Raw genomic sequence first — 26,759 nt, 5'->3', positions numbered from 1 at the left:
TCAGACGCTCCCGCGACGACGGTTTCGCCCGGTGTCGTCGCGAGCGCGAGACGTAACGCCGCCGAGCGGGACGTCGGTCTCGGCGGACGCATCCGACCCGCGTGTCGGCCCGACGGCCGACCGCGGCGTCGCAACGAACAACCCGTGAGCGAGCACGGCCGCCGAGACGAGGCCGCTCGCCCCCACGACGAGCGAGAGGGGGAGCGGCGAGAGCGTGCCGGCCGCCGTCCCGACGACTATTGGGAGCGGCAGTGTCGCGAGGATGGCGTCGTACCGCGTCGCTTCCGAGACGATGCTGTCGCTATGGGGAGTTCGTGTGCGCATGATACCACTCGGAGACGAGTACGAACGTGTGAATAATAGCTATTTCGCCGGACGGGTCGGTCCCGGTGGTCGAATGGAACGGCCGTCCGGACCGCGTCGGGCGGGCGTCGCGGGCGCGGTGAATCCGCGAGATTTCCGGTCGCGTCTCGCGCCTACTTCCCCCAGAAGGGGTCGCGGCGGCGGTGCTTTTCGAGGTAGCCGGACAGCGCCTCCAGTTCGTCGGTGGGGATGTCGTCGCGGAGTTCCTGTTCGAGAATCTTCGCGTGCTTCTCGGGGAGTTCGATCCAGAGTTCGTCGCCCTCGTCTATCTGCCGGCCGACCGTCGGGCCGTCGATGGCGACGCTGACGCGCGAGCCGGCGCGGGCGCTCGACGCGTCCTCGCCGTTCTCTTGGATGCCCGAGAGCTGCCCGACGCGAGTGGGCTCGCCGTCTTCCCACTTCACGACGTTCATGTTGTTCTTGATGGTCCCGGACATGATTTCGACGCCGACGACGGCGGGGTTGTTCTGCCGGAAGACGTGGTCCTGGAGGATGCGGAAGCGACACGGCCGGACGATTTTGTCGAGAATCGTCTCCTGCTGGGCGCGTTTCATCTCGTCGACGTACTCCTCGTACTCCTCGACGAGCTGATAGATGACGTCGTCTTCGAACAGCTTCACGTCGTTCTTGTCGAGTTCGGCCTCGGCGTTCGAGAGCACGTCCACGTTGAAGCCGAGGATGACCTTGTGCTCGGGTTCGCGGGCGGTCGAGGCGACGGCAACGTCGCGCGGGGCGATGTCGCCGACCTCGGCGCGGAGGATGGGGACTTCGGCCTCCTGTAAGGCGTTCGCCATCGCTTCGAGGCTGCCGAGCGTGTCGGCCTTGACGACGACGCCCTCCTCTTCGGTCGTCACTTCGATGTCGGCGAGTTCGGCTTCGACCTCGCGGATGACCTCGTCGAGGTCGCGGTCGCCGACGACGCGGACCGGCGCGCCGGCCATCGCGTCTTCGAGGTCGGGGGCGGCGATTTTCACACCGGCCGCGGCACCGACCTCGTCGACCTTGTCGAACCGCTTTTCGGTGCGAATCTCGGCGTTCGGTCGGGGCTGGAGGAGCGCGCGGACCTCGGTGACGATGGGGTCGTTCGCGCCGCCGACGACGATGGTGTCGCCCGCGCGAATCGTCCCGTCGTAGAGGACCACGTCGAGGGTCGCGCCGAAGCCACGTTCCTCCTTGACTTCGAGGACCGTCCCGGAGCCGGGGCCGGCCACGTCGATGGCCATCTCGTCTTTCATGTAGCGCTGGGAGAGGCCCATGAGGACGCCCAGCAGGTCCGGAATGCCCTCGCCGGTGAGCGCGGAGACGGGGACGACGCCGATGTTGGACTGGAAGTTCTGGACGCGCCAGTAGAAGTCAGAGGAAAAGCCCCGGTCGGAGAGTTCGCCGATAATCTCGTACAGCTTCTCGTCGAGTTTCGAGCGGGCGCGCTGGGACTGTTCCTCGTAGGTCTTCTGGATGGGGGCCCCCTCTTGGGGGTTCCAGCCCGGCGTCGTGTCTATCTTGTTCGCGGCCACGATGAACGGCGTCCCCGTTCGTTTGAGGATGTCGATGGCCTCCTCGGTCTGCGGCTGGAAACTGTCGTTCACGTCGACCACGAGGATGGCGATGTCGGCGAGCGCCCCGCCGCGAGAGCGGAGGGTGCTGAAGGAGTGGTGGCCCGGCGTGTCGATGAACAACAGCCCCGGGAGGTCGAAGTCCTCGGGTTTGACCAGGCTGCCGGCCATCTGCGAGACGGTGTCTAAGGGGACCGCGGTCGCGCCGATGTGCTGGGTGATGGCACCGGCCTCACCCTCGCTGACGGCGGAGCCGCGAATCTTGTCGAGAAGACTCGTCTTCCCGTGGTCCACGTGGCCGAGGACGGCCACGATGGGTGTGCGAAGCGTATCGGATTGTGACGTCGAATCAGTGTCGGACATGGAGAATCGCCCCGGAGAAAGCTCTTACCGGAATCGAGTCGGTGACTCAAGTTAAGTCCATCGTCACGGGCGCACGACCCCGCGATTCGCCGTGTCGACTGTTCTCGCGGCCCACGCTCGGGTCCGGATTCGCTCGTCGGCCGCCCGTCAGACGTGCCCGTGTCGTTTATGTGAACCGGCGAGGAAGGGGTGTGTATGGCCGACATACTCGCCGAGAACCTCTCCGGAAAGGCCGTCATGGGGTCCGACGGGACGGAACTCGGGATGCTGTACAACATCACGATGGATCTGAAATCGGGCGAGCTTCACGACCTCCTCGTCCAGCCGAACGAGCAGGTCGCCCCGAGCCGCGTGGCGTTCGACCAGGACGACCGCGGTCGGTTCCGTGTCCCGGTGAACCGCGTGCAGGCGGTCAAGGATTACATCGTCGTCCAACGGTAGTTTCAGGATAGATTCTCAATGCGGATTCTCGACGCTTCTGCGTTCATCAACGAGTACCACACCGACGACGAGACGGCCTCGATTCCCCTCGTCAAGGAAGAACTCACCGGCGAGCACGCCTTCCGGTTCGACGCCCTCGAAGGCGCGGGCATGTACGTCCACATCCCCGGACAGGGAACCGTGGACAAGGTGCTCCGCGCCGCGGGCGAGACCGGCGACCGCGACGTGCTCTCGGAGACCGACACGCGCCTCATCGCCGCCGCGTTCGAACTCGACGCGACGCTCGTCACCGACGACTACGCGATGCAGAACGTCGCCGAGCGGCTCAACGTCGGCGTCGAAGTCATCGCCCAAGACGGCATCGCAGAACAGCGGAGCTGGAAGTTCCAGTGTCAGGGCTGCGGCCGCGAGTTCGACGAGAACAAAGAGCGCTGTCCCATCTGCGGGATGGAGCTGTCGCGGAAGAATCCGGCGTAAGCCGGTCGAACCGGCCGACTCGACTCGGCTGTCCGACGTTCTTTTTCAGACCATGCCGGTCGCCTGCGCGTAGCTCACGAGGAACTGGACCGCGTTGTACAGCCCGTGGACCAGCGCGGCGACGAGCAGGTTCCCGCTTTTCTCGTAGACGAGCGCGAGGACGCTCCCGAGGAGGAACACCATCCCCAGCGAGACGAAGGCCCCCTCGCCGGAAAACGACCAGACGTGAATCGACGCGAACACCAGACTCGACAGGACGACCGCGGGCGCGGGACCCCAGAGTCGGCGGAGTTCGCCGAAGGCGACGCCGCGGAAGATGAGTTCCTCCGCCGGGCCGACGAGGACGATGGTGACGACGGTGAGATACAGGAAGTACACCGGGTTCTCGCGGCCCTGCTGGGCGATGACGCTGTCGCCGCTCTGGATGCCGAGCGCTGACATCAGCGCCGACGCGCCGAGGTAGACGCCCATCACGGCGACGAACCCGCCGACGATCCACAGGGCGTCGCTCGCGGTCGGTCGCTCGAACCGAATCAGGTCCCAGTCGTCGCGGGCGGCGAGGTAGCCCGCGCCGACGACGCCGAAGCCGACGAACTGCCCAGCGCTCTGTATCGCGCCGATGAGTGCGGTGTCACCCGGAACCACGCCGCGAGCGAGGCCGCCGGCGAGCGAGCCGAACGTCGCGCCGACGAGGAGCGAGAGGGCGACGACGATGATGATGCCACCGTACGCTTGGAGGTGGTCTGCGGGGCTCGCAGACGTGCGGGCGGTGTCGTGTGCCATTGCCCTCCCCTTCGGAACGGGGTCGGATAACCGATTCGGGTCGATTCTCGTGATTCCGTGGAGTCTCGTGACTCTGCGCCGTTTGCGTCGTTTCGAGAGGAGAACCGGACTTCGGGACCCCCCTCGAAAGCTCCCGCCCATGGACTGTTCGGTGGTCGTCGCTGGGTGGTCGTTCGGTGGTCGTCGCAAAAGTTAGCTCTCGGCCGTGGTCGCCGGGAGACTCTCGTTCCGACTACTCCACGACCAGCCGCGACTTCTCTTCGACCGCGTCGGCCTCCGCGAAGTCGCCGCCGCCGAGCAGGCCGCGGGCGGCGCGCTTGCCCCACTCGACCGCCGGCTGGATGAACGTGTCAACGCTGGCGAGCTCGCCGTAGAGGACGCAGGCGGCCTCCATCGCGTAGAGGAGTTCGCCCAGCCCGTACTCGTCGACGCGGTCGAGTTCGATGCGGACGTTCGGACAGCCGGCCGCGGCGAGGCTCGCCTCGGTCGCCTCGAACTCGGCGTCGAGCAGTTCGCCGAGCGACGAGCCGCCGAGGTACGCGAGGCCGTCGAGGTCGGTCTCGGGGATGGAAACGTCCTCGCGCTCCGTGGCGCGGACGAGCGTCACGAGCTTGTCGCGCGGGCCGGCGCGGTACAGTTGGAGCTGGGAGTGCTGGTCGGTCGCGCCGAGCGCTCGCAGGGGCGTCTGGCCGAGGCCGTCCTTTCCGAGCGACTCGGCCCACAGCTGGGCGAACCACTCGGAGAACGTTTCGAGCGACTCGGCGTAGGGCATCATCGCGTTCTGCCGCATGCCGCGCTCGGCGAGGGCGTAGGAGACCGCGCCGTAGGCGTAGGCGGGCGAGTCGAAAAGCGAGTCCGACAGGCGCGCTTCCTGTGCGGCCGCGCCCTCCAGCACCGCCTCGATGTCGTGGCCGCAGAGGGCCGCGGCGGCGAGGCCGACCGTCGAGAGCACCGAAAAGCGGCCGGGGACGCCGTCCGGGACGGGGAGCGACGGGAGGTCGTGCTGGTCGGCGAGGTCGCGGAGATTGCCCTCCTCGCCGGTCGTGACGAAGGTACGGTCGGCCCAGTCGACGCCCGCGTCGGCCATCGCCTCCTGCACGACGAGGAAGTTCGCCAGCGTCTCGGCGGTCGTGCCGGACCGCGAGACGACGTTGACGACCGTCGACGAGAGGTCCAGCGAGTCGAGGAGGCGCTCGACGGCCTCGGGGTCGACGTTGTCGAGGTAGTAGGCGTCGACGTCGCTTTCGAGGGCGTCGGTGAGGGTGGCCGCGCCGAGGGCGCTCCCGCCGATGCCGACGGTGACGACCGCGGAGGGGTCGTCGAACCGGCTCACGGCGTCCCGAATCGCCGCGGGGTCGGTGCTGTTCGGGAGGTTCAGCGATTCGTAGCCGTGCTCGCCGGCCTCTCGGCCCCGTTCGATGCGGTCGTGGGCGGCCGCGACGCGGCCGTCGAGTCGTTCGAGCGTCTCGCGCGAGACGCCGTGGGACGACGCCGTGTCCAGGACGTTCCCGAGGTCTACCTGCATACAGAATGCCGCGTCGCCCGGCGTCAAAACGACACCGGTCGCTTTAATCGCGGCCGCTCCCAAGGGCGACCGATGGCAGACGACTACGGCGGCGTCATCGGCGCGTTCCCGTACGCCTTCCGGCACAGCGAGTCGTGGCTGTTCAAGTGCTACGTGCTCGTCGGTGCCCTCGCGACGGGTGTCGTCTCGCTGTTCGTCGCCTTCGGACTCGTGGTTCTCATCGGCGCGACCGCCGGCGTCCCCGGCGGCTCGCTCACCCTCTCGCGGTCGTTCTACGTCCTCGTGGGGCTGTTCGTCGTCGCGCCGCTGGTCGCTCCCGTACTGTTCGTCGCCCGACGACACCGCCGCACCGGCTCGGAGCCGCGGTACGACCTGAGCCTCGCGCTCGCTGGCTTCGTGTTCATGGCGTCGGTGTACGTCGGGCTCGTCGCGTCGGTGCCGGCGGAGCTTCAGACGCCCGCAGAGCCGTTCACGGTGGGTCCCGTGACCGTCTCCGCACTCGTTCCCGTCGTCCAGCTCCTCTACGACCTGCCCGCAATCTACGGGCTCGTCCCGCCGGTCGCGTGCGCGGTGGGAATCTACGGGATTCACCGACTGCTTCGGTAACCGCCGCGGACTCGTTTTTTTCCGACTCGGCCTCACCCGACTCGCGCCGCTAACTCGTCGCGGTAGCGGTAGACGACCGCCGAGGCCACGACGCCGACGCCGACGAGGAGCGCAACCGTCTCGTAGTTCGCCGCCCCCGCGTTCCGCCCGGCGGCCGCCGCGAGCGCGAACGTCGGCAGGCGACCGACGGCGACGAGGACGACGAGCGTCCGCAGTCGAAGCGGCGAGACCCCGGCGAGCGCACAGAGCGCGTCGTCCGGGAACACCGGCAGGAGAAACAGGACGAACAGGCCGGCGACGCCCCGGCGGTCGGCGACGCCGTCGAACCGCGCGAGCGCGTCGTCGGCGACGAGGCGCTCGACCGCGGGTCGGCCGAAACGCCGGGCGAGCAGGAAGACGATTGCGCTCCCGGCGACGACGCCGACCATGCTGTAGGCCGTCCCGGCGACCGTCCCGAACAGGTAACCGCCGACGGCGGCGAGGGCTTGCCCGGGAATCGGCGCGAGAATCACCTGCAGGGTCTGGACGCCGACGAACGCCAGCGGCGCGAACGGGCCGGTCGATTCGACCGCCGAGCGAATCCACGCCGGGTCGGCGAGCCGCGGGGCGAACGCGGCGACGGCGACCGCGAGGACCGCGGCGGCGACCGCGACGACGCCGACTCTGAGGAGCGCCGCGTTCCGCGCCGCGGGCGAGTCGAACAGCCGGCCCGTCACAGGAACGAGGCGGTCTTGAGCCGGGCGTTCAGCGCGTACTTCCGCAGGTACTGGCGGGCGGTCGTTCGCGTCCCCCGCGCGACGGTCCGCCCGGCGCGAACCCCGTCCAAGATGGCGTCGGTCGTGACGCCACCGTCCGCCGCGACCGAGACGGCCGTGTACGCCTGTCCGACTAACGCGGGTCGGTGCGCGTCGCTTCCACCCGTCCCCGGAAGGCCCTCGCGGCGGGCGTAGCGCCGCGCCTGCCCGTTTCTGAACCCGGTGAGCGTGTGCGCGTTGTACACCTCGACGGCGTCCACGTCCCGAATCGCCCGACGGGACGCGCCGTGGCGGAACGTCTGAAAGGGGTGCGGTACGACCGCGAGGCCGCCCGACTCGCGGACCGCCCGCGCCGTCTCGGAGAGCGGTCGTCCCCTCGCCGGCGGGTCGTCGACGCCGAGCGCGAGGAGGTGACCGTCGGCCGTCGAGACCTCGACACCGGGGACGACCCGGACGCCGTACTCGTGGGCGATGTCGAACGCCCGCGGGAGCGACCCGACCGAGTCGTGGTCGGTGATGGCGACCGCGTCCAGGCCGACCGCCGCGGCGCGGGCCAACACCGCCTCGACCGACATCTCGCAGTCGTAGGAGGCGTCGGTGTGGACGTGGAGGTCGACCGCGAGCGTCCGCGCCTCCCGCGAGCCCTGCGTCCGACCGCTCATATCACGCCGAATTCGAGCGCGAGACAGCCGACGACCGTCAGGACGCCGGCGGCGCCGACGAGGAGGTGCCCCGCGTCGGTCTTGTACGCCTTGTAGTCGGAGGTCATGAGCGGGCAGACCGCCACGATGGTCGCGCCCGCGACCCAGCCGTTCCACGGCGGGACGAACTGGAGGAGGAAGTAGTTCGCCAGCACGACGAGGTGCGTGTGGACGACGGTCGTCCCGCGGTAGTACGAGGTCCCCGAGTCGTCGCCGAAGCCCTCGCTGTTGTGGCGGATGAGTCGCAGGCCGCCGAAGGTGAGGACGACGAACCCGACGACGGCGCTCACGACCGGGTTGGGCGCGAGCGCGACGTGGTACAGGAGCGCCGCCGACACGAGGTACGCGAAGATGTCGATGAAGGAGTCTATCTGTCGGCCGAACGCCGAGGCGGTCCCGGTCTTGCGGGCGTAGTAGCCGTCGGCCTTGTCGAAGGCGAAGCCGACGAGGACGGCCACGATGGCCCAGTTCGGCTCGCCCGACACGAACAGTATCGCGCCGACCCACGCCCAGAAGAGCGCGCCCAGACTCAACCAGTCCGCGACCCCGAGCCGCGAAATCATGTTCTCCCCCGTCGATGAGCGCACGACCTCGCTCGCCCGCGCGTCGACCGCGTCCAGCCTCCCGCGAAGTGCTGACCTGAGTTCGTCCGTCATGCCTGTCTGTCCGACACACTCGGCCGATTGAGTATAAATTTAACCGCTATAGTATATATAAATCAAATATCTATATATCAACGTTCCCGAACGGAGCGCTCGGGACGTAACTGAGCACTCTGTACCGCTATGAACGCGGTTTGACGCGCCGGCGACGCCACGGCCCGACCCGGTAGTACGCCCGGGTTCGGGCGACTCGGAAGCCGACGCTCTCGAAGGTCCACTGCGAGGGTCTGTTGTCGCGGGCGACGAGCGCGTGCACCGTTTCGGCCCCCCGCTCGCCGGCGACCGCGACGGCCCGCGAGACGAGCGCGGTGGCGATGCCGCGATTCCGCGCTTCGGGCGCGACGAACACCCGGCGGACGTAGCCGCCGGGGAAGGTCACGTCGGCCTCCAGCGGGTGGACGCGGTACGTCAGGCCGGGGTCGCCGAGGAAGAGATAGCCGACGAGCACAGGTTCCTCGTCTGCCCCACCATCGAACGCGCACACCGCCGTCTCGTCGCCTCTGAGTTCGGAAAACGCGTCGTATCGGGCTTCGAACCGCGTCGCCTCCGCGGGGTCGAGCGCGCGAATCTCGACGCCCGCCGGGGGGTCGCGGCCGACGTCCGCCGCGTCGGCGTCCGCGACGTACTCGTCCATCTGCGTCGCCGTGAGTCCGCGGGCTTTGAGCGCGTCGTAGACGCGTCGGGCCGTCTCGGTCCGGGTCAACCGCCAGAGCGCGGGCATCGTCAGTCGCGTCGAAGCGCCGCGAGAAAAGCCCACCGTCGCCGTGGGTACAGGTGGCACACGCGGTCGAAAGCGCCCGAAACGGGGAAAAGGCCCGGCGGCTTACACCGGGTGATGACCGAGACCGAGTCCGAGACCGAATCCGAGTCCGAGCGAACGGGAACGTTTCTCGTCACCGCCGCCGACGAGGAGTCGGCCGTCCTGAAGGACGTTCACTCCGGGCAGGTTCACGCGCTCTCGTCGAACCCCGGCGTCTCCGAGGACGAAGCCGTCCGCGGGACCGTCGCGCCCGACCCGCCGATGAACGTCTCGTGGCAACTCGTCGAGGTCGACTCGCGCTGGACCGTCTCCGTCGAGCGCTCCACCGAGTCGCCGACGACGAACTCCCGCGACATCGCCGCGGACAACCCCGACGGCGAACTCGTCCGGGAGGAACGCGCCGGCACCGGCGAGATTCACGTCCTCTCGGTTCCCGACGACATGACCGAACAGGCCGTCGACGATGTCCTCTCGGACCGCGAGGGGCTGCTCTCGCGGGCCGCCAGACTCGACGTGAACCGCGTCGAAGTCCGCTCGCAGCCGGGCGTCGTCGCGGTCCGCTACATGCCCTGAGTCGGGTCTTTTCCGCCCTCCGCTCGCTCGTCTACTTCGCTCCCGCTTCGCCTCTCGCTACCGCTGTGTTCCGGTCGAGGAGACGGGACCGTCCGCGCTCTGGACGCACCACCCGCCGTGGACGCTCCCCTCGCGCTCGACGAACTCGACGGTCGTCTCCTCGCCGATTCCGGTCGCGTCCGCGGGGTCGAGCCCCTCCACGCGGAGCGTCAGCGTCAACGCGTCGCCGCAACAGCCCACGTCGAGGAACTCCTCCCACTCGTCGCCCGGCGCGGCGTCCTCGTGGACCCGCTGCAGGTAGGTCACGAAGTGGTCGGTGGTCAGCTGGTCGCGGCCCCACGCGCTGAGTTCGTCGGGAAAGGAGACGACCACGCGGGTCGCCGTCTGGTCGGTCGCCATACCTCACGATTGTCGGCCAACGATTATGGGCCTGTCGCGGGTTCGCCGCGCGCCCGTCAGACCGTTTTACGGCCGAGGCCGTCCGCGGATAAGAAACCTTATTCGGCACCGCTCAGGACCGCAACCCATGGTTGAGTTTACGGTACCGGAGGTAGACTACACCCGGTACACGAATCGCCAACTCGTGGCCGTCCCCCTCGCGGTCCTCGCGGTGGCCCTACTGGTCATCGGAGGGTGGTACGTCGCGACTGGCGCGCCGGTGAACCCGGGCGTCGATTTCACCGGCGGGACCGAACTCCGTATCGCAACGGATGCCCCGCAAAGCGAGGTCGCCGCGGCCTTCGACAGTCAGCCCGAATCGATTCGTTCCGTCGCGGCCGACGGAACGTACGTCGTGACCTTCCAGTCCGGGAGCGCGACGTCGAGCGAGCTCCAGACGCAGGCCGAAGACGCCGGCTTCGAAGTCAGGTCTATCGATGCGGTGTCGGCTAACTTCGGCTCCGAGACGCAACTGCTCGCCCTCGGTGGCCTCGCGGTCGCCTTCGCGGGCATGAGCATCCTCGTGTTTGCCATGTTCCGCTCGTTCGTCCCCTCCATCGCGGTCGTCGTCTCGGCGTTCTCCGACATCGTCATCCCGGTGGCGCTGATGAACCTCCTCGGCATCGAGCTATCGCTGGGGACCGTCGCCGCCCTCCTGATGCTCATCGGGTACTCGGTGGACTCGGACATCCTCCTGAACAACCACGTCCTCCGACGGTCCGGTGACTTCTACGAGTCCACCGCGCGCGCCATGCGCACCGGTGTCACCATGACGCTCACGTCCATCGCGGCGATGATCGTCATGACCATCACGGCGACGCTGTTCGGCATTCAGCTGCTCGCCGCCATCGGAACGGTCCTCGTCTTCGGCCTCACCGCCGACCTGATGAACACCTACATGCTGAACGTGACCCTCCTTCGCTGGTACAAGTTCGAGGGGGTGGCCCGATGAGCACGCTCCGCGACAACTGGCGGGTCATCTTCCTCGTCGTCGCCGTCCTGCTCTCGACGCTCGCCCTCTTCTCGCCGACCATCGGGGGGCAGACCCAGGGCCCCGTCGCCGATGACGGCGGCGCGACGAACCTCAAGTTCGGCCTCCAACTCGACGGCGGGACGCGCATCCGCGCGCCGCTCGTCGGCGTCACGGCCGAGGACGTCGAGTTCGAGGGCGATTCCGACCGCGTCGTCGAGCGACAGGTCGCCGCTCAGTTGGACGGCGCCGACGCCGCGGACGTCATCGCCCGTGTGGGCGCGGAGTCCAACACGGTCGAAGTGACCATCGAGAACGCCACGACCGACGACTTGGCCGCCGCGCTCGACGCCGCGGGCTACGCCCACGGCGAGGTCAGAGACGGCGTCACCGAGACGACCCGCGCCGAGACGGTCCGCGTCCTCCAGTCGAAGATCAACGAGGCCGGCCTCTCCGGCGGGACGGTCCAACAGGTGACCACGGCGACGGGCGAACACTTCATCCTCGTCGAGGTCCCCAACCGCGACCAGTCGGACGTCGTCGACCTCGTCGGCGAGCGCGGGACGGTCCAAATCGACATCTATCACCCGGTCTCACAGAACGGCACGCGGACCTACGAGACGCGCGAGGCCGTCCTGACGCAGGCCGACTTCACCTCCATCGGGACCGCACAGGAGTCCCAGGTCGGGAGCGGGGCGTTCGTCCCCGTCTCCGTCCGGGACGAACCCGCACAGGAGTTCCAGTCGGCGGTCGTCGAGACCGGCCTCGCCCAGAACGGCGGGACCCGGTGTACCTACATGGAAGACGGCGGACAGAACACGACCGAGGGCTGTCTCCTGCTCGTCGTCAACGGGGAGGTCGTCAACGCCTTCGGCATGAGCGACGGACTCGCCGACACCATGCGGGCCGGCGAGTGGGCCGGCGCACCGAGCTTCCAGCTCCAGACGCGCAACACGTCCGAGGCCCAGGAAATCGCCATCAACCTCCGCGCCGGCGCGCTGCCGGCCAAGCTCGACCTCTCGGGCGAGGACAGCGGCACCTCGTCGTACATCTCCCCGAGCCAGGGTGAGAGCTTCAAGTTCAACTCGCTCATCACGGGTATCATCGCGGTCCTCGCGGTCGCCGGCGTCGTCTTCGTCCGCTACGGCAAACCGCAGGTCGCCCTGCCGATGATCGTCACCGGCCTCTCCGAGGTGTACATCCTCCTCGGGTTCGCCGCGGCCATCGGCTACCCGCTCGACCTCTCTGTCATCGCCGGCTTCATCGCCGTCATCGGGACGGGTGTGGACGACCTCATCATCATCGCCGACGAGGTGATGGCTGAGGGCACGGTGAAGTCGCGGAAGGTCTTCCAGTCGCGGTTCCGTCGGGCCTTCTGGGTCATCGGCGCGGCCGCTGCGACGACCATCATCGCCATGAGCCCGCTCGCCGTGCTCTCGCTCGGCGATCTGCAGGGCTTCGCCATCTTCACCATCCTCGGCGTCATCATCGGCGTCCTCGTCACCCGCCCGGCGTACGGTGACATCCTCCGAATCCTCCTGACCGAGGACCGCTGAGGTCGGCTCCACCTCCGACCGACGCTTTCTCTCACTCGTCCGTCACGCGCCCAGCCCCGCGAGCCGACGACCCCGCCCGCAGACCACCGTGGCGATTCTCGCAGTTGATACCTCTCCGACCGCTCAATCGTTCCCCATGTCAGAATCGGAAGACGGCGACGGTTTCGGTCGTCCTCATCGGGACGTATTCGCCGACAGAATCATATAGACTGTCTATAAAATACTGACCGAACCGGCAACCGACCAACCGCCGCCCGTCGGTACTCACGGTGCACGCACTCCACTCATGGAAGACACGCCACTTCGACGCGACGACACGGACGCGACGACGACCCGGCCGGACGCTCCGCGACGCTCCGCCCCCGCGGACGACGAGGAGTTCGTCGCCATCGTCGCCCCGTACGAGGACGCACCAGACGAGTGCACCATCTTCCCCGCAGGACTCGCAGAAGACGAGTTGCTGACGACGTGGCTCTCCGCGCAGGAAGGCTCGTACGTCGCGCTCGCCGAGATGCGGTGAGCCGTCTCCGCGACTCGCCCTCGAACCACCGACCCTCCACTTTTTCGACCGCCGCTCCCGAGCCGACTCAGAAATCGCCCAGCGACGACTGTTCGTGTGCGGCCATGAGGTCGGCGCAGGTCGACCACGACTTCCGCGCGCAGTCCGGGAGAATCCCGTGTTCGCGGACGTACTCCCGCAGGAACTCGCGGGTCGTCCCGTCGCTCGGGTAGCCGCTTCCGACCTCGCCGTACGACGCGGCAATCTCCTCGACCCGGCGGTCGCGTTCGACCTTCGCCACGATGCTCGCCGCGCCGACGATGGCGTGTTCGTCGTCCGCGCGGTGCTGGGCGTGGACCTCGACTTCGACGCCCGCCTCGGCCAGCCCCTCGCGGACGCGGCGGCCGAATCTGGACTCGCTCACGTCGCCCGCGTCGCAGACGAGTTCGTCGGCGTCGACGGCGACCTCGGCGGCGGCCTCGACCTGCGCTCGGACGGTCAGCAGGTTCATGTCCGTCTCGGGGTCGTCGATGGTCTCGGGTTCGACGAACGCGACCCCGACTTCCACGTCGTCTCGGTCACGGAGTTTCGCGGCGAGTTCCTCGCGGCGCTCGGGAGCGAGTCGCTTCGAGTCGGCGATTCCGTCCGGGAGGGCGTCGGGGTCCCCTCGGACCGCCGCGGCGACCATCGGACCCAACACGGGTCCCTTTCCGGCTTCGTCGACGCCGATGTGCATACCTCGTCGGGTGTCGCGGGCGAGAATTAGAGATTGCGGTCTGCGGCGACGTTCGCAGGGGGTCCCCGGGGTCTCGTTTCAGTCCTTGAAGAAGTCGTCGTCCTCGAACGGTTCGTCCTCGCCTTCGACGGCGATGACGTCGAGCGCGGTGACGACCGCGCCGGTGTCGAGGATGCCGGCGAGGCTCGGGTTGGTTCGGCCCTCGTCGCCCGAGACGAGTTCCTTGATGTAGAGGCCGCCCTCGCCGTGGATTTCGACGGTCGCGTGGCGCGCGTCTTCGAGGTCGCCGGTGGCGTCGTAGACGTGGCGGGTGCGGGTGATGCTCGCGCGGCGGTGGTCGACGCGGTGGGGCGTGTACTGCTCGATGGTCGCGCCGGTGAGTTCGTCCAGCGCGGCCCCCAGTTCCTCGTCGGTCACGTCGTCGTCGAACTCGACGGCGGCGCGGTACTCCTTGCTCGCGTCGAGTTTCTTCACGCGCTCGACCATGTCGTAGGTGGCGAGGCGGAGCCCCTCGACCTCGATTTCCCCCTCGGCCATCGCGTTGATGTCGCCTTCGAGCTGTTCGACGTCGATGGTGCGGCGGCGGGGTTCCATGATTTCGACCACGAACGGCCGGCCCGTCCCGAGCATGAGCGCGTCCACGTCCTCGCGGCCCGCGCCGTGGAACTTCGCGTCGACGCCGTCCATCACGTCCGTCACGACGGGGGCGACGAAGCCCTCGACGCTGTCCTCGTAGAGGTAGCCCGAGCCGCCGCAGTAGTCGCAGGGCTCCTTGCCCTTGTAGCCCGAGCCGTCGCACTCGCGGCAGGGCCACTCGGTCTGCGGGATGTCGCGCGCGAGCTTCCGGTAGCGCCCGTAGACGAACGCGGAGTTGAGCTGCGCCTCGACGGTGTCGGCTTCGATGTCGAGGAGGAACTGCACGTCCGGTCGGGTGAAGTCGACCTCGGTGCCGGTGAGTCGGCCCACGCGCTTTCCGACCTCGCGGTTGAACTCGGATTTGAACAGTTCGCCGGCGTCCTCGGGGAGGCCCGCCCCCTCGCGGAGCAGTAGCTCGTTTTCCTCGACGAGCGGCGGCGCGCGGGTGCCGACCTGATACGTCTCGACTTCCACGTCCTCGATGGCCTCGGCGCAGCGTTCGGCCCACGCGTCGAACTCGGCGCAGGCCCCCTCGCAGACCCAGCAGTCCTCGGTCTCGACGGCCTCGTAGGGCTCGTCCGCGTCGAGGGCGGCGGCGACCCGGAGCGACTTGCCCCGCTCGGCGTTCGTCAGCCCGAAACTGCGCTCGGCGAAGGCCCGGCCCAGACAGGCGTCGCAGACCGGCCCGCTCTCGGCGAGCGCTCGCGCGTCCTCAAGGATGCTCATGTTCGGTCTCTATCGGGGCGCGCGTAACTAGCTTACTTTGTTCGCCGCGTCGCCGCGGCACGGCTTGTCGACGTATCTCAGCTCAGAGATGTTTGTCAACACGACCCGAGTGGAGTGCTATCTCGGCTCCGAGAAATTTGATGTACGGCGGCGTGGTAGCCGCTTCAACACCTGGGTCTACGGTCGATATCTCGTGTCTATCAATACGCAAACGAATCGGACGCTCGCACTGTTCGCGACCATCGCGGTCCTCTGGGGAACCTCGTTTATCGCCATCGAGGTCGGCCTCGACGTCCTCCCGCCCGTACTGTTCGCCGCCCTCCGATACGACGTGGCCGGCGTGGTGCTGTTCACCTACGGCCTGCTCGCGGCCGAGGACTGGCGGCCCCGCGGCCGCGACGAGTGGCTCGTCGTCCTCGTCGGCGGGGCGCTCCTCATCGGCGCGCACTTCTCGCTCCTGTTCTCCGGCCAGCGGTACGTGACGAGCGGCGTCTCGGCCATCGTCATCAGCCTCGCGCCCGTCCTCACGCCGCTTTTCGCGTGGCCGATGCTGCCCGAAGAGCGCCTCGACGGGTTCGGCTTCCTCGGGGTGTTTCTGGGGTTGGCCGGGACGGTGGTCATCGCCCTCGCGTCAGGGTCGGTCGGCGGCCAACTCCTCGGCGTCGTCCTGCTCCTTCTCGCGGCCGCGGCGTGGGCGTTCGGCTCGGTGCTCGTCAAGCGGCTCCCCGGGAACCCGCCCGTCGTTCCGATGCAGGCGTGGATGATGCTCCTCGGCGCGGGCATGCTCCACGTCACGAGCCCCGTCCTCGGCGAGCCCGGCCTCGCGAGCGTGGCGTGGTCGCCGGTCGTCGTCGCCGCGCTGCTGTTCTTGGCCGTGCTGTGCAGCGCCGTCGGCTTCATCGCCTACTTCGTCCTGCTCGACCGCATCGGCGCGGTCGAAATCAGCCTCGTCAACTACGTCACGCCGGTCGTCGCCGCCGTCACCGGCTGGGCGTTCCTCGGCGAGCGCATCGGCCCCGTCACCGTCGTCGGCTTCGCGCTCATCCTCCTCGGCTTCGCGTTCATGAAGCGCGACGCGCTCGGCCCGCTGGGTCGTCGCCTCGGCGTCCGCGTCGGTCTCGTCGCGCCCGAACCGGCGACCGACCCGGACGGCCTCCCGGCCGACGACTGAGCCGGTTCCGCCGCCGCCCACCCGAGAGTATCGTAGCGCTATCGCGGTCCCGTTGCTCCGCGACAGCGCGAACGTCGAACCGCTTTCGAGTCGAAAAAAGCCTCGTCGCGTCCGACGCCGGTGTCCGCGTCGGCGTCGGCCGTCGTTCTCAGTTGCTGGTCTCGTTGTCCGACGACGTGGTCGTCTCGTTCGTCGTCGTGACCGTCTCGTTGGCGGCCGTCGTCTCGGTGACCGTCTCGTTGGTGGCGGTCCCGTTCGTGGTCGTCTCGTTGGTCGTCGCGGTCGTCGTGGTCTCCTCTGCGGCGACCTCGTGGGTGGCGAGGACTTCTTCGGCACCCGCGCGGCCGACCCAGACGACCTCGACCGTCGAGCCGCTCTCGGCGGACTCGATTTCGCGGAAGTTACCCACCGAGACGGGGTAGTCCTGCCCCTCCTCGCCGTCGGCGACCCACGTCGCGGTGCGCTCGTCGTCGACGGTGACGTAGACCTCGCTCGTCGCCTCGTCGGTAATCTTCTCGCCGCCCATGTGAACCACGCGGAGGACGCCGCTGTTGGTGCGGAAGGCGAGTTCGGGGTCCGGGACCTCGGCCGGCTCGACGTCGGCCGTCGTCTCGCCCGCCGTGCCGTTGCCGGTCTCGTTACCCGTCTCGTTGCCCGCGGTCGGCTGCGACCCGGAGCCACCGCCCATGCATCCGGCGGTGGTGAGGAGGGCTCCCGTCGCGGCGACGCTCTTCAGGAAAGTTCGTCGTTCCATACGCCATGATTTGCAAGCCCGTATATATGTCTTGTAGTTTACAGTTTGGGGGTGGATAACGACTCACACAGCGGATTTCTTCGTTTCGAGCACTGGTAACTTACAACAGTCCAACCTGTCCGAGCACCCACAGGGCGACGAGCGCGGTCGCCGCGCCGAGCGCGACGAGCAGGAGGGCGATGGCGGCGACCGCGGCCAAGAGGAAGCGTCGGTCGGCCTCTACGGCCGCGGGGGAGGCGTCGTCGTATCGGGCCTCCAACAGCCGGACGTTCCGGGCGTTCGCCTTCCACGCCGCGTCGAACACGTCGCCGACAACCGGGAGCGACCCGACGGTCGCGTCGAGGACGACGTTGCCGAGCATCCGCGCGAGCGTCGCCCGCGGCACGCCGAGCATGGCGGCCTCGACGAGGATGTACGCCGAGAGCGCGGCGGCCGTCGCGTCGCCGACGCCGGGCACGAGCCCCAGAATCGGGTCGAGGCCGATGCGGTAGTTCGTCCCCGGAATCTCGAACGCCTCGTCGAGGTAGAAGCTCACCGTCCGGAGTCGCGCGAGCGTCTCCTCGTCCGCGACGCCCACGGACTCGAAGTCGACGACTACGTCGGGTTCCAGCGACTCGTCCGCGTCGCCGTTGCTGTCGCTCGTCTCCACGGGCGTCGCCGGGGTGTTCGTCGAATCGTTCACACGTGTCAACTCGCGCGGGCGGAACTTGAGAATAGCGTCGGTCGGGGTCGTGTCGAGTCGGAAACTGCGCGTCGAGTGGAAAAAGAGCGCGACGCGCCGCCCCCACGGTTCGGGCGGGCGCGTCGTCGGAGCTACGAAGCCGGACGCCGTCGCGTGACCAAGCCGGAACCCCGGGGCCGACGGCGGAACCCCTGCGGTGGAGTCGCGTCCCGAGCTTAGAGTCCCACCTCCATCGCGCGCTCGACGACGCCCGCGCCGTAGCGTTCCGCTAACTCCTCGTGTTGGTCGGGGCGGTGTTCGTACACGTCCTGGAACAGGCTGATGGGCGTCATCGCGGCCTGATAGGTCGCCTCGTCCCACATGCGGTCCTTGGCGATGTCGATTTCGGTGCCGCCGATGCGGAGCGTCGCCGACTGGGTCATGGCGATAGCGCCGCGGCCGGCCTCCTTGGCCGCCTCGAACTCCTCCATGGAGTCGACGATGTCGTCCATGCTCGGGACGTACGAGGTCAGGCCGAGCAGTTCCTCGCGGAGTTCGTCCGCGGTGAGTTCCCGCGTGTCGCCGCCGACCCGGAGTTCGTAGCCGTCGTCGGTAGCTTCGAGCGAGAGGCGGTCCCCGTCGTACACCTCGGCCCCGTCTTCGGACGCGAGTTCGACTTCCTCGCCGCCCGCGTCGAGGAGCCAACTGCCGGTCTTCGGCGGGAGCGGCGAGGTGTTCGCCTCGACGACTTGGCCGGGCGTGAGCGACCAGATGCCGAGCATTCCCTTCGCCTGGTTCTCGGTCATGCGCTCGCGGTAGCCCTCCACGTCGCGGATGTCGTCGTAGGGGCCGTCGACAGCGATACAGCCGGCGGCGCTAGCCCCGCGCGAGGTGTTGTGTCGAAGCTCCGGCCACGCCGGAAGCTCGCCGGTCGGCGTCATGGCGCGCATGTCCTTCGTGTAGTCGACCTCGCCGTCGACGAGGAGGAACAGCCGTTCGAGGTTGTTCGTCGGCTTGCCCATCTCGTCGCGGAGGTCGCCCATGGCGAGTTCGGCCTCGCCGCTCTCGATGATGACCGACATGGCGAGGCTCCCCTCTTCGAGGCCGTGTTCGTTCTCGACGATGGTGAAGAACTCGTCGGCCTTCTTCCAGTCGTCGATGCCGCCGACCTCGGGGATGACGAAGCCGTCGATGTGCTCGACCGCGCCCCGCTCGGGGTCGGTGATGTCGAGCATGTGCTGGAAGCCCTGATACCGGGTCCCGGGGCTGTCGCGGTGCCAGACCATCCGGGGGTGAATCTCGCCGGGGAACTCCGAGCCGTGTTCGGAGATGACTTCGACGATGTTCTCGGCCCCCTCGTCGCGCATCGACGGCGCGGTGGCGTCCTCGTTGTCGGGGACCCACACGTCGGGGGCCTGCATCCCGCGGAGGCCGGCCGCCCGTCGGAGCATCTTCGCGGAGTCGTCTTCGCCCTCGACGGCCGTCGGCGAGGTGAAGAACGTCCGCACGAACTCGCGGTCGTGTCTGCGCTCAGTCATCGTCGTTGCTCGTGATGGGGTCGGCCTGCTCCTCGCTGAACCCTTCGGACTCCTCGATGCGGCGGCGCGCCTCGGGGTCGAACTCGGTCTCGATGTCCTGATACCGCGAGACGAACGATAGCTCGTGGTGGCTCTCGGTCGGGTGGCCGAGGTAGCGCTGTTCGAGGTCGAACTGGCCTTCCTCGTCCTGTTCGGCGAGCTTCTTGAAGTCCTCGTAGACGGCGTGCGCGCCCGAGTGGAGCCCGAACAGCGTGATGAAGATGTACTTGTAGCCGAGGTCGCCCAGCTCCTGGAACGTCAGCGGGTCCTCTTCTTCGGACCACGCGAACGACGAGGAGTAGTTGAACGCGAGCTTCAGGTCGGGGTGCGTCTCGTGAATCTCCTCGGCGTAGGCGACGGCGTCCTCGCGCGAGGGGTTCGGCATCTCGGGCCAGACGATGTCGACGCCGGCGTCGGCGTAGATGCGACCGCGCTCGACGTGTTCGTCCCAGTCGCCGTTCGAGGAGCCGTAGGCGTCGGTGCGGGCGATGACGACCGTGTCCTCCGACTGCTTGGCGTCGACGGCCGCCTCGAAGCGGGCGCGGGCCTTCTCGCGGGAGACTATCTGCTTGCCCGCGATGTGGCCGCAGCGCTTGGGCGTCGTCTGGTCTTCGATGTGGACGGCGGCGACGCCGGCCTTCTCGTACTCGCGGACGGCGCGGCGGACGTTGTGGATGCCGCCGTAGCCCGTGTCGCAGTCGGCGATGACCGGGAGGTTCGTCGCCTCGACCATGCGCTTGGCGTTCTCGACCATCTCGGTCATCGTGACCATCTCCAGGTCCGGGAAGCCGAACTGCCCGAGGACCGTCGAGTAGCCGGACATGTAGGCGGCGTCGTGGCCCGTCATCTCGGCGAGGCGGGCGTCGAGGGCGTGGTACATGCCGGGGGCGAACACGAAGTCCTGCGTGTTCAGCATCTCCCGCAGTTCGCGGGCCTTCTGGTTGTCAACATCCTGTGCGAAGACGTCGCTGTCGAGTTCGGTCGGGTTCATTGGGTATCGGTGGGCTGCATCGTTCGCTCGATGCGGTTCAGTTGGGCGCGGAGCGCGGCCAGTTCGCGCCGGATGCTCGTCATCTCGTCGTCCTCCCCCGGTTGTCGGATGAAGGGGACGAGCGGCGCGTCCATGTTCTCCTCGTTGTTGGGGTAGCGTCGCGCGGCGCGAGGGCGAGTCGTCGTCGAGCGAGTGGTGGTCGGCGTGCGGGTCGTCGTGTCGGTTCGGGTCGTGTTGTCGCGGTTTGTCATCGGTTACGTCGGTGGGGTCGGCGGTCGGTAGCGGTCGGTTCGGGTCGCGGTCGTCGAGTGGTCGGTTGCGTGGTGTGCTGCGGATACTACCATCGGATGTCTCCTCACCCGGTTCGACTGCCGAGTGGTACTAATAGTTAATGATTGATAATGATAATATTAGTTAATGACTTAGTTCTGTACGGATGGATATTAGGCCCTAATTTGACACGTGGTAACACATCTAACTCTTTGAGCGGGGTTCGAGCGTCGTCGGTTTCCCCGGCGACCGGGCGTGCCACGCCGTGACGGGGCGTTCCGCGGACACTACGCTTAATCGCGTCCACGCCCGACGACGCACCAGCGAATGGCATCCGCGATAGAGATACGCGACTTGACGAAGTCCTACGGCGACGTCCGCGCCCTCGACGGCGTCGACCTCGACGTTCCCGAGGGGTCGTTCTTCGGGCTGTTGGGGCCGAACGGGGCGGGGAAGACGACGTTCATCAACATCCTCGTGGGCCTCGTCCGCAAGACCGGCGGCGAGGCGAGCGTCTTCGGCTACGACGTCGAAGACGACTACCGCGAAGCCCGCGACCGAATCGGCCTCGCGCCCCAGGAGTTCAACGTGGACCGATTCTTCCCGATCCGCGAAGTGCTCGAACACAAGGCGGGATACCACGGCATTCCGCACGACGAGGCCGCAGAGCGCGCCGACGAGGTGCTCAAGCGCGTCGGCATCTACGACAAGCGCGACACCCGGTTCGACTGGCTGTCCGGCGGGATGAAACGGCGGTTCATGCTCGCGCGGGCGCTCATCACCGACCCCGACCTGCTCATCCTCGACGAGCCGACCGCCGGCGTCGACGTGCAACTGCGCCACGAACTCTGGGAGACCATCGTCGACCTCAACGACAGCGGGACGACCATCCTGCTCACGACCCACTACATCGAGGAGGCCGAACGCCTCTGCGACGAGGTCGCCATCCTCGACTCCGGCTCCGTCATCGAGGTCGCAAGCCCCGAGGAACTGATGGACCGCGGCACCGACGACATCGTCGTCCAACTCCGCGACCCGCCGACGGCGGTCCCCGACTTCGCGGCCGACGACGACCGCGTCGAGGCCGTCGAACTGGACGGGACTCGCCTCGTCGTGACGGCCCAGCAGGGCGGCCTCGTCGCTCCCGACGTGGTGCAGGCGCTCGACCGCGCCGGCCACGAAATCGTCGACCTCGAAATCTCGCGCACGTCGCTCGAAGAGGTGTTCGTCGAGATGACGAGAAAGGGCGAGGGCCGCGCCACCGCGGAGGTCGAGCAGTGAGCCTCACGAGCCTCGACGTGACCGGCTTTTACGCCCTGCTCCGCCGCGAAGTCCTCCGGTTCGTCCGCCGCCCGCGCAACACGTTCGTCCCGCCGTTCATCACGAACGTGCTGTACTTCTCCGTGTTCGGCGTCATCCTCGGCGAGCGCATCAACGAAATCGCGGGCGTCCCGTACATCCTGTTTATCCTCCCCGGTCTCATCGTCCTCGGGGCCGTCTCGAACGCCTTCGAGAACGCCTCGTTTTCCATCTTCCACGGCCGCTGGAACCGCTACATCGAGGAGGCGCTGACCTCGCCGCTTTCGTACTCCTCGATGGTCGGCGCGTACGTCCTCTCCAGCGCGACCCGCGGGGTGCTCGTCGGCGCGCTCGTCGCGCTCATCGGCGCGTTCTTCACGTCCGTCGGCGTCGCCAGACCGTTCTACCTCGTCGCGTTCATGCTCGTCATCACCCTGCTTTTCGCGGGTCTCGGCGTGGTCGGCGGCCTCTGGGCCGACGACTTCGACGACCTGACGATGATGAACCAGTTCATCCTGCGCCCGCTGGTGTTCTTCGGCGGCGTCTTCTACTCGCTCAACGAGATTCCCGCGACCTTCCAGCAGGCGTCGCTCCTCAATCCGATGATATACATGGTTAACGGCGTCCGCTACGGCTTCCTCGGCGTCACAGAGGTCGACCCGAACCTGTCTCTCGGCGTGCTGACGGCGCTCACGCTCGGGGTCGTCGGTCTCAACGTCGTTCTCTTCCGGCGCGGCTACGGGCTGACCGACTGAGGTCGGTCGACCGTCGTCGACTTCCTCCGGTGGCGACCGGGCGCGGTCGGCGCATTTTCGACCCGCCGCTCGGAGTTCTTGTCTGAACAACTGTCTTTTGAGATGACAAGTATTTTGACACACGCTCTAGAAGTCACGTCCGAAGTATGGTATCAAAACCCTCCTCCGCGGCGTCGGCGCGGACCATCTCGGTCCTCGCCCTCGTCGCGGCCGTCCTGGTTGGAGCATTCCTCGCCCCCGTCGTCTACGACGCGGCCGCGCCCACCCCCGACAGGGTCGCGGTCATCTCGGTCGACGGGACCATCACCTCCTACACAGCTGACCAGCTGGAAGAGGACCTCCACGAAGCGCGAGAGAACGAATCGATAAAGGCGGTCGTCCTGCAGGTCGACAGCCCCGGCGGCTCTGCCGCCGCCTCCGAGCGCATGTACTTGGCGGTCAATCGGACCGCCCAAGAGATGCCCGTCGTTTCGAGCGTCCAAGGAACGGGCGCGTCGGGCGCGTACTACACGATGCTCCCCTCCGAGAGCATCTACGTGACGCCCTCGTCGGTCATCGGGAGCGTCGGCGTCCGCGGGTCGGCCCCCTACGGTGGCACGTCCAGCGAGATTCGCACCGGCCCCGACAAGGCGTCGATGACTCTCGACCACCGCGAAGCGCAGATTGAGACGCTGAAGCACGCCTTCGTCGGCAGCGTCATGGACCACCGCGGCGACGAACTCTCGCTGTCGCGCGAGGAGGTCGCCTACGCGAAGGTCTACACCGGCGCTCGCGCCACGCAGAACGGCTACGCCGACGACATCGGCACGCTTCAGACGGCCATCGACCGCGCCGCCTCCGAGGCCGGCCTCGAAAACTACGAGGTCGTCGAGAAGGAGCCCCCGACCCGCTCGGGAATCATCCTTCTCAGCTCGCAGAACGGTAATTCGTCGGTCGTCATCCAAGAGAGTCCCATCGGGTACGACGGCGTTCGCGCGCCGCAGTTCCTGATGGTGTACGGACAAGTGCAGTACGAAGATGAGGTGATCGGCAATGTCTCAGCGTAACTTACTCGGCGGGACGGTCGTCTTCGCGGTCGCGCTCGGCCTCATCTTGGTCGGAGCCGCGGTGGCACCCTACGCCTTCCAACTCGGCGGTAGCGCCCCGGCAGACACGGAAAACGCCGCGAAACAGGCGTTCGACGCGGACGAACTCGTCGCCACGCCCGGCCCCGAATCGGGCGAGGTGACGATGGATTCGAACGCGGAGCCCAAAACCGTCCTCATCGACGTGGCCCACGAGAACGGTGTGAGCGAGTCCGACATGCAACCGCTCGTCGACGCGCTCGTCGCCAACGGCCATCAGGTGAAGTACCTCACCCGCGAGGACGCCCAGCGGAACTTCAACGCCTCGCTCCGGTCGGCCGACGCCTTCGTCGTCGTCAACCCCGAACAGCCGTACACCGGCGACCAGCTCGCCGGCCTGCGGTCGTTCGAGGACGCCGGCGGCCGCGTCGCCCTCGTCGGGGACCCGCAGTCCGCGGGCACGACGAGCGTCCTCGGTCTCATCACCGTCTCGGTGTCGTCCGGCGCTGTCGGCGGCGACGCCGGGCTGACCTCCGACTACGGGGTCTCGTTCGGTTCCTCGTCGCTGTACAACATGCACGACTACTACCTCAACTACGAGAACGTCTACGCCACGCCCGAGGGCGAAACCGCCCTGACCGAGGGCGTCGACGAGGTCGTGTTCCGCGACGCCGCGCCGCTTTCGGTCTCGGCCGACAGCGTCTCGCCGGCGCTCGTCTCCGGCGGCGAGACCCGCGTCGAGTCGATTCGCAAGACCGGTCCGTACACGGTCGCCGCCCAGAGCGAGACGGTCGTCGCCATCGGTGACGCCGACTTCCTCGCGCCCGAATCGGCCTACGAGGCCGACAACGAGGTGCTCGTCGGCAACCTCGCCGACTTCCTCGTCTCCGGCGACAAGGAGTCCGGCGCGCCCGCCCCGGCCACGCCCGAATCCGGCGGCGAGGCCGGTTCGGCACCCGGACAGGGAACCGCCCCGACTCCGGCGTAACTGAGTCGCACCGACGCGGCCGAAGCCGGACTCCCGGCTTCGCTGCCCCGCCCCGTTTTCTTTCGTCGTTCTTCGCCTAGCGTCGGTTGACGACTTCCTCAGGCGCCTTCGCCGCCGTCGGCGGTGACTCCGTCGGCGATGCGGTCCGCGTCGGCCTCGTCGGCCGCGCGGCTTCGCTCGACCAGTCGCGCGAGGATGTCCGCGGAGACGCCCGACACGTCGCCGGCTTGGACGCCCCAGAGCGTCGCGTAGAGGCCGCCGAGTTCGACGAGTTCGTCGTGGGTGCCCGACTCGACGACTTCGCCCTCGTCGAGGACGACGATGGCGTCGGCGCGGCGGACCGTCGAGAGCCGGTGGGCGATGACGAGCGTCGTCCGGCCCGCCGAGAGGCGGTCGAGCGCGCGCTGGATGAGCAGTTCCGTCTCGGTGTCGACGGCGCTCGTCGCCTCGTCGAGGACGAGAATCCGCGGGTCTTGGAGCATCGCGCGGGCGATGGAGAGCCGCTGGCGCTGGCCGCCCGAGAGCTTCACGCCGCGCTCGCCGATGCGGGTGTCGTAGCCCTCGGGGAGCCGCGAGACGAACTCGTGGGCCTCGGCGGCTTTCGCGGCCGCGACCATCTCCGTCTCGGTCGCGTCGAACGCTCCGTACAGGAGGTTCTCCCTGACAGTCCCGTCGAAGAGGTACACGTCCTGACTCACGTAGCCGATGGCCTCGCGGAGGCTCCTGAGTTCGACGTCGCGCACGTCGTGGCCGTCCACGCGGACCGCTCCGTCCGTGGGTTCGTAGAGCCTGAGGAGGAGCTTCGCGACGGTGGATTTTCCCGCGCCCGTGGGGCCGACGAGCGCGACGGTTTCGCCCGGCTCGGCCGCGAACGAGACGTCGTGGAGCACGTCGCGGCCGGTCGCGTAGGCGAACGAGACGCCGTCGAACTCGATTCGCCCGGCGACGGTGTCGAGAGACTCGGCGTCGGGTGCGTCGCGGACGACGGCCTCGCGGTCGGCCAGCCCGAAGATGCGCTCGCCCGAGGCGCGGGCGTTCTCGTAGGAGTTGACGATGCGGCCCGCGCCGGACAGCGGATCGATGAACCGCTGGGTCATGAACAGGAACGTGACGAACTCGCCGACGAGCAGGTCCCCGGTGAAGGGGGCGGGCGGGCCGAAGATGAGCCAGACGCCGCCGATGGCGAACGTGGCGGCGAACGCGACGCCGGCGAGGAGTTCCATCGACGGCTGGTAGAGGTAGTCGAGCCTGACGACCGCGAGGGCGCGCCGGTAGTAGTCCATGGAGGCGTCGGCGACGCGGTCGGTCTCGTAGTCCTCGGTCGCGGAGGCCTTGATGACCTCCATCCCCGAGACGTTGTTCTCGATGCGGGTGTTGAGCGCGCCGACGCTCTCGCGGAGCGCGCGGTACAGCGGCCGAATCGTCCGCATGAACCAGACGGTGAAGACGGCCAGAAGCGGGACGGCCACGAGCGTGACGACCGCGAGCTGGGCGTTCAGGTAGAACAGCACGCCCGCGATGCCGACGACGGCGACGACCAACTGGAGGCCGCCCGAGAGCGTGCTGTCGAGGAACGTCCGGAGGTTGCGCACGTCGCCGTCGAGAATCGACAGCACCTGCCCGGTCTGCTTGTCGTCGAAGAAGGTCATATCGAGGCGCTGGAGCGCGTCGTAGGTGTCCACGCGGACGGCGTGTTGGACGCGATTCGAGTAGACCGCGAGGCCGAGGCCCTGCACCCACGAGAGCGCGACCCCGCCGACGAACGCTCCGATGACGAGCCAGAAACTCAGCCAGAACTGCCCGGAGACGGTCGTCGGCAGCCACGACGACGGAACCAGCGGGAGGGCGTACGCCGTGTTCCGGAAGAACACCGCGTCGATGGCGACCCCGAGGACGAGCGCCGGGACGATGGCGACGAGTCGCCCGAGGACGCTCGCCAGTAGCCCGACGACGAACCACGCCAGGTTCTCGCGACCGTATTCGGCGAACAGGCGGACCATCGGGTCGCGCCCGGATTTGAGGCTCACTTACCCGAGGTAAGCGTCCGGCGGATATGACGTGCGCGGTCGGGGAGATTCGCGCCCGCTGCGGGCGTCGCTTCGCCCT

General features: G+C 68.0%; 29 protein-coding genes. 12 read left to right on the top strand and 17 right to left on the bottom strand.

Annotated elements, in window-relative coordinates; translation table 11 throughout:
* Both C5C07_RS14170 and infB read right to left on the bottom strand, forming a co-directional pair.
* Nucleotides 1-324 carry a hypothetical protein gene (locus tag C5C07_RS14170; protein WP_115805328.1) on the bottom strand — a complete coding sequence of 108 codons (324 nt, stop codon included), beginning with the start codon at nucleotides 322-324 and terminating at the stop codon, nucleotides 1-3.
* Between the two features lie 152 nt (nucleotides 325-476).
* On the bottom strand, nucleotides 477-2,279 hold the full coding sequence (gene infB / locus C5C07_RS14165; protein ID WP_050459307.1) for a translation initiation factor IF-2: 1,803 nt from the start codon (nucleotides 2,277-2,279) through the stop codon (nucleotides 477-479).
* 195 nt (nucleotides 2,280-2,474) lie between these two features.
* On the opposite strand from infB, the gene C5C07_RS14160 reads away from it, so the two are divergent.
* Both C5C07_RS14160 and C5C07_RS14155 read left to right on the top strand, forming a co-directional pair.
* Complete coding sequence (locus C5C07_RS14160; RefSeq protein WP_004976296.1) at nucleotides 2,475-2,720, top strand: PRC-barrel domain-containing protein; 246 nt, start codon at nucleotides 2,475-2,477, stop codon at nucleotides 2,718-2,720.
* Between the two features lie 18 nt (nucleotides 2,721-2,738).
* Complete coding sequence (locus tag C5C07_RS14155) at nucleotides 2,739-3,197, top strand: NOB1 family endonuclease (RefSeq protein ID WP_004976295.1); 459 nt, start codon at nucleotides 2,739-2,741, stop codon at nucleotides 3,195-3,197.
* Nucleotides 3,198-3,242: 45 nt separating this feature from the next.
* On the opposite strand, the gene C5C07_RS14150 is transcribed toward C5C07_RS14155, so the two are convergent.
* Nucleotides 3,243-3,980: a CPBP family intramembrane glutamic endopeptidase gene (locus C5C07_RS14150; RefSeq protein ID WP_115805327.1), complete on the bottom strand. Its 738-nt coding sequence runs from the start codon at nucleotides 3,978-3,980 to the stop codon at nucleotides 3,243-3,245.
* Nucleotides 3,981-4,212: 232 nt separating this feature from the next.
* Nucleotides 4,213-5,505 carry a glucose-6-phosphate isomerase gene (locus tag C5C07_RS14145; protein ID WP_115805326.1) on the bottom strand — a complete coding sequence of 431 codons (1,293 nt, stop codon included), beginning with the start codon at nucleotides 5,503-5,505 and terminating at the stop codon, nucleotides 4,213-4,215.
* 72 nt (nucleotides 5,506-5,577) lie between these two features.
* On the opposite strand from C5C07_RS14145, the gene C5C07_RS14140 reads away from it, so the two are divergent.
* A complete protein-coding gene (locus C5C07_RS14140; protein WP_004976292.1) occupies nucleotides 5,578-6,111 on the top strand; it encodes a hypothetical protein in 534 nt (177 codons plus the stop codon).
* Between the two features lie 32 nt (nucleotides 6,112-6,143).
* Here C5C07_RS14140 and C5C07_RS14135 read toward each other — a convergent pair whose 3' ends face one another.
* The 4 genes from C5C07_RS14135 to C5C07_RS14120 all read right to left on the bottom strand — a co-directional run bounded on the left by C5C07_RS14135 (nucleotide 6,144) and on the right by C5C07_RS14120 (nucleotide 8,950).
* On the bottom strand, nucleotides 6,144-6,827 hold the full coding sequence (locus C5C07_RS14135; protein ID WP_115805325.1) for a TVP38/TMEM64 family protein: 684 nt from the start codon (nucleotides 6,825-6,827) through the stop codon (nucleotides 6,144-6,146).
* On the bottom strand, nucleotides 6,824-7,528 hold the full coding sequence (locus C5C07_RS14130) for a PHP domain-containing protein (protein ID WP_004976290.1): 705 nt from the start codon (nucleotides 7,526-7,528) through the stop codon (nucleotides 6,824-6,826). The genes C5C07_RS14135 and C5C07_RS14130 overlap by 4 nt, the downstream gene beginning before the upstream one ends.
* On the bottom strand, nucleotides 7,525-8,223 hold the full coding sequence (locus C5C07_RS14125; protein WP_004976289.1) for a CDP-alcohol phosphatidyltransferase family protein: 699 nt from the start codon (nucleotides 8,221-8,223) through the stop codon (nucleotides 7,525-7,527). The genes C5C07_RS14130 and C5C07_RS14125 overlap by 4 nt, the downstream gene beginning before the upstream one ends.
* Nucleotides 8,224-8,350: 127 nt before the next feature.
* Nucleotides 8,351-8,950 carry a GNAT family N-acetyltransferase gene (locus tag C5C07_RS14120; RefSeq protein ID WP_004976288.1) on the bottom strand — a complete coding sequence of 200 codons (600 nt, stop codon included), beginning with the start codon at nucleotides 8,948-8,950 and terminating at the stop codon, nucleotides 8,351-8,353.
* A 114-nt stretch (nucleotides 8,951-9,064) separates the two neighbouring features.
* Between C5C07_RS14120 and C5C07_RS14115 the strand changes: the two genes are divergently transcribed.
* Nucleotides 9,065-9,562: a DUF5812 family protein gene (locus C5C07_RS14115; protein WP_004976287.1), complete on the top strand. Its 498-nt coding sequence runs from the start codon at nucleotides 9,065-9,067 to the stop codon at nucleotides 9,560-9,562.
* A 57-nt stretch (nucleotides 9,563-9,619) separates the two neighbouring features.
* Here C5C07_RS14115 and C5C07_RS14110 read toward each other — a convergent pair whose 3' ends face one another.
* Nucleotides 9,620-9,961 carry a hypothetical protein gene (locus C5C07_RS14110; RefSeq protein WP_004976286.1) on the bottom strand — a complete coding sequence of 114 codons (342 nt, stop codon included), beginning with the start codon at nucleotides 9,959-9,961 and terminating at the stop codon, nucleotides 9,620-9,622.
* A 127-nt stretch (nucleotides 9,962-10,088) separates the two neighbouring features.
* Between C5C07_RS14110 and secF the strand changes: the two genes are divergently transcribed.
* From secF to C5C07_RS14095, 3 genes are all read left to right on the top strand, one after another.
* Nucleotides 10,089-10,952 carry a protein translocase subunit SecF gene (gene secF / locus C5C07_RS14105; protein WP_042663512.1) on the top strand — a complete coding sequence of 288 codons (864 nt, stop codon included), beginning with the start codon at nucleotides 10,089-10,091 and terminating at the stop codon, nucleotides 10,950-10,952.
* Nucleotides 10,949-12,526, top strand: a complete 1,578-nt coding sequence (gene secD, locus C5C07_RS14100; RefSeq protein WP_004976284.1) for a preprotein translocase subunit SecD — start codon at nucleotides 10,949-10,951, stop codon at nucleotides 12,524-12,526. Before secF ends, secD begins: the two co-directional genes overlap by 4 nt.
* Before the next feature lie 286 nt (nucleotides 12,527-12,812).
* Nucleotides 12,813-13,046 carry a hypothetical protein gene (locus C5C07_RS14095; protein ID WP_004976282.1) on the top strand — a complete coding sequence of 78 codons (234 nt, stop codon included), beginning with the start codon at nucleotides 12,813-12,815 and terminating at the stop codon, nucleotides 13,044-13,046.
* Between the two features lie 67 nt (nucleotides 13,047-13,113).
* Here C5C07_RS14095 and rnhB read toward each other — a convergent pair whose 3' ends face one another.
* Nucleotides 13,114-13,761: a ribonuclease HII gene (gene rnhB / locus C5C07_RS14090; RefSeq protein WP_115805324.1), complete on the bottom strand. Its 648-nt coding sequence runs from the start codon at nucleotides 13,759-13,761 to the stop codon at nucleotides 13,114-13,116.
* A gap of 78 nt (nucleotides 13,762-13,839) precedes the next feature.
* On the bottom strand, nucleotides 13,840-15,123 hold the full coding sequence (locus tag C5C07_RS14085; RefSeq protein WP_004976278.1) for a tRNA pseudouridine(54/55) synthase Pus10: 1,284 nt from the start codon (nucleotides 15,121-15,123) through the stop codon (nucleotides 13,840-13,842).
* 193 nt (nucleotides 15,124-15,316) lie between these two features.
* Here C5C07_RS14085 and C5C07_RS14080 point away from each other — a divergent pair, with 193 nt between their 5' ends.
* Nucleotides 15,317-16,294 carry a DMT family transporter gene (locus C5C07_RS14080; protein ID WP_004976276.1) on the top strand — a complete coding sequence of 326 codons (978 nt, stop codon included), beginning with the start codon at nucleotides 15,317-15,319 and terminating at the stop codon, nucleotides 16,292-16,294.
* A 148-nt stretch (nucleotides 16,295-16,442) separates the two neighbouring features.
* Here C5C07_RS14080 and C5C07_RS14075 read toward each other — a convergent pair whose 3' ends face one another.
* The 5 genes from C5C07_RS14075 to C5C07_RS14055 form a co-directional block, all read right to left on the bottom strand.
* The gene (locus tag C5C07_RS14075) at nucleotides 16,443-17,048 is read right to left on the bottom strand and encodes a twin-arginine translocation signal domain-containing protein (RefSeq protein WP_049905166.1); all 606 of its coding nucleotides are present in this window, start codon (nucleotides 17,046-17,048) and stop codon (nucleotides 16,443-16,445) included.
* A 100-nt stretch (nucleotides 17,049-17,148) separates the two neighbouring features.
* Nucleotides 17,149-17,730, bottom strand: a complete 582-nt coding sequence (locus tag C5C07_RS14070) for a DUF4112 domain-containing protein (protein ID WP_049905165.1) — start codon at nucleotides 17,728-17,730, stop codon at nucleotides 17,149-17,151.
* Nucleotides 17,731-17,945: 215 nt separating this feature from the next.
* Nucleotides 17,946-19,247, bottom strand: a complete 1,302-nt coding sequence (aceB, locus tag C5C07_RS14065; RefSeq protein ID WP_004976267.1) for a malate synthase AceB — start codon at nucleotides 19,245-19,247, stop codon at nucleotides 17,946-17,948.
* The gene (gene aceA / locus C5C07_RS14060) at nucleotides 19,240-20,277 is read right to left on the bottom strand and encodes an isocitrate lyase (RefSeq protein WP_004976265.1); all 1,038 of its coding nucleotides are present in this window, start codon (nucleotides 20,275-20,277) and stop codon (nucleotides 19,240-19,242) included. The genes aceB and aceA overlap by 8 nt, the downstream gene beginning before the upstream one ends.
* Nucleotides 20,274-20,528: a hypothetical protein gene (locus tag C5C07_RS14055; protein WP_004976263.1), complete on the bottom strand. Its 255-nt coding sequence runs from the start codon at nucleotides 20,526-20,528 to the stop codon at nucleotides 20,274-20,276. The genes aceA and C5C07_RS14055 overlap by 4 nt, the downstream gene beginning before the upstream one ends.
* Nucleotides 20,529-20,874: 346 nt before the next feature.
* On the opposite strand from C5C07_RS14055, the gene C5C07_RS14050 reads away from it, so the two are divergent.
* The 4 genes from C5C07_RS14050 (at nucleotide 20,875) to C5C07_RS14035 (ending at nucleotide 24,653) form a co-directional block, all read left to right on the top strand.
* Nucleotides 20,875-21,828: an ABC transporter ATP-binding protein gene (locus C5C07_RS14050; RefSeq protein ID WP_004976261.1), complete on the top strand. Its 954-nt coding sequence runs from the start codon at nucleotides 20,875-20,877 to the stop codon at nucleotides 21,826-21,828.
* Nucleotides 21,825-22,601, top strand: coding sequence for an ABC transporter permease (locus C5C07_RS14045; protein WP_004976259.1), 777 nt, complete (start codon nucleotides 21,825-21,827; stop codon nucleotides 22,599-22,601). The genes C5C07_RS14050 and C5C07_RS14045 overlap by 4 nt, the downstream gene beginning before the upstream one ends.
* 146 nt (nucleotides 22,602-22,747) lie before the next feature.
* Nucleotides 22,748-23,647: a S49 family peptidase gene (locus C5C07_RS14040; protein ID WP_004976255.1), complete on the top strand. Its 900-nt coding sequence runs from the start codon at nucleotides 22,748-22,750 to the stop codon at nucleotides 23,645-23,647.
* The gene (locus C5C07_RS14035; protein ID WP_004976253.1) at nucleotides 23,634-24,653 is read left to right on the top strand and encodes a hypothetical protein; all 1,020 of its coding nucleotides are present in this window, start codon (nucleotides 23,634-23,636) and stop codon (nucleotides 24,651-24,653) included. The genes C5C07_RS14040 and C5C07_RS14035 overlap by 14 nt, the downstream gene beginning before the upstream one ends.
* Nucleotides 24,654-24,751: 98 nt before the next feature.
* Here C5C07_RS14035 and C5C07_RS14030 read toward each other — a convergent pair whose 3' ends face one another.
* Nucleotides 24,752-26,653, bottom strand: a complete 1,902-nt coding sequence (locus C5C07_RS14030) for an ABC transporter ATP-binding protein (RefSeq protein ID WP_115805323.1) — start codon at nucleotides 26,651-26,653, stop codon at nucleotides 24,752-24,754.
* Between the last annotated feature and the right edge of the window lie 106 nt (nucleotides 26,654-26,759).

The organism is Haloferax sp. Atlit-4N, from assembly GCF_003383025.1.
In the GTDB taxonomy this organism is placed as follows: Archaea; Halobacteriota; Halobacteria; order Halobacteriales; family Haloferacaceae; genus Haloferax; species Haloferax gibbonsii.
The sequence above is the reverse complement of the archived record's forward strand: the minus strand, read 5'-3'. Positions and strand labels throughout refer to the sequence as shown.

Coding starts and splice junctions, on each gene's coding strand:
- C5C07_RS14055 (WP_004976263.1), bottom strand. CDS start 20,528: ATGACAAACCGCGACAACACGACCCGAACCGACACGACGACCCGCACG.
- C5C07_RS14120 (WP_004976288.1), bottom strand. CDS start 8,950: ATGCCCGCGCTCTGGCGGTTGACCCGGACCGAGACGGCCCGACGCGTC.
- infB (WP_050459307.1), bottom strand. CDS start 2,279: ATGTCCGACACTGATTCGACGTCACAATCCGATACGCTTCGCACACCC.
- C5C07_RS14095 (WP_004976282.1), top strand. CDS start 12,813: ATGGAAGACACGCCACTTCGACGCGACGACACGGACGCGACGACGACC.
- C5C07_RS14035 (WP_004976253.1), top strand. CDS start 23,634: ATGTCTCAGCGTAACTTACTCGGCGGGACGGTCGTCTTCGCGGTCGCG.
- C5C07_RS14140 (WP_004976292.1), top strand. CDS start 5,578: ATGGCAGACGACTACGGCGGCGTCATCGGCGCGTTCCCGTACGCCTTC.
- secD (WP_004976284.1), top strand. CDS start 10,949: ATGAGCACGCTCCGCGACAACTGGCGGGTCATCTTCCTCGTCGTCGCC.
- secF (WP_042663512.1), top strand. CDS start 10,089: ATGGTTGAGTTTACGGTACCGGAGGTAGACTACACCCGGTACACGAAT.
- C5C07_RS14040 (WP_004976255.1), top strand. CDS start 22,748: ATGGTATCAAAACCCTCCTCCGCGGCGTCGGCGCGGACCATCTCGGTC.
- C5C07_RS14130 (WP_004976290.1), bottom strand. CDS start 7,528: ATGAGCGGTCGGACGCAGGGCTCGCGGGAGGCGCGGACGCTCGCGGTC.
- C5C07_RS14050 (WP_004976261.1), top strand. CDS start 20,875: ATGGCATCCGCGATAGAGATACGCGACTTGACGAAGTCCTACGGCGAC.
- C5C07_RS14125 (WP_004976289.1), bottom strand. CDS start 8,223: ATGACGGACGAACTCAGGTCAGCACTTCGCGGGAGGCTGGACGCGGTC.
- aceB (WP_004976267.1), bottom strand. CDS start 19,247: ATGACTGAGCGCAGACACGACCGCGAGTTCGTGCGGACGTTCTTCACC.
- C5C07_RS14160 (WP_004976296.1), top strand. CDS start 2,475: ATGGCCGACATACTCGCCGAGAACCTCTCCGGAAAGGCCGTCATGGGG.
- aceA (WP_004976265.1), bottom strand. CDS start 20,277: ATGAACCCGACCGAACTCGACAGCGACGTCTTCGCACAGGATGTTGAC.
- rnhB (WP_115805324.1), bottom strand. CDS start 13,761: ATGCACATCGGCGTCGACGAAGCCGGAAAGGGACCCGTGTTGGGTCCG.
- C5C07_RS14085 (WP_004976278.1), bottom strand. CDS start 15,123: ATGAGCATCCTTGAGGACGCGCGAGCGCTCGCCGAGAGCGGGCCGGTC.
- C5C07_RS14110 (WP_004976286.1), bottom strand. CDS start 9,961: ATGGCGACCGACCAGACGGCGACCCGCGTGGTCGTCTCCTTTCCCGAC.
- C5C07_RS14030 (WP_115805323.1), bottom strand. CDS start 26,653: ATGGTCCGCCTGTTCGCCGAATACGGTCGCGAGAACCTGGCGTGGTTC.
- C5C07_RS14150 (WP_115805327.1), bottom strand. CDS start 3,980: ATGGCACACGACACCGCCCGCACGTCTGCGAGCCCCGCAGACCACCTC.
- C5C07_RS14115 (WP_004976287.1), top strand. CDS start 9,065: ATGACCGAGACCGAGTCCGAGACCGAATCCGAGTCCGAGCGAACGGGA.
- C5C07_RS14075 (WP_049905166.1), bottom strand. CDS start 17,048: ATGGAACGACGAACTTTCCTGAAGAGCGTCGCCGCGACGGGAGCCCTC.
- C5C07_RS14155 (WP_004976295.1), top strand. CDS start 2,739: ATGCGGATTCTCGACGCTTCTGCGTTCATCAACGAGTACCACACCGAC.
- C5C07_RS14145 (WP_115805326.1), bottom strand. CDS start 5,505: ATGCAGGTAGACCTCGGGAACGTCCTGGACACGGCGTCGTCCCACGGC.
- C5C07_RS14170 (WP_115805328.1), bottom strand. CDS start 324: ATGCGCACACGAACTCCCCATAGCGACAGCATCGTCTCGGAAGCGACG.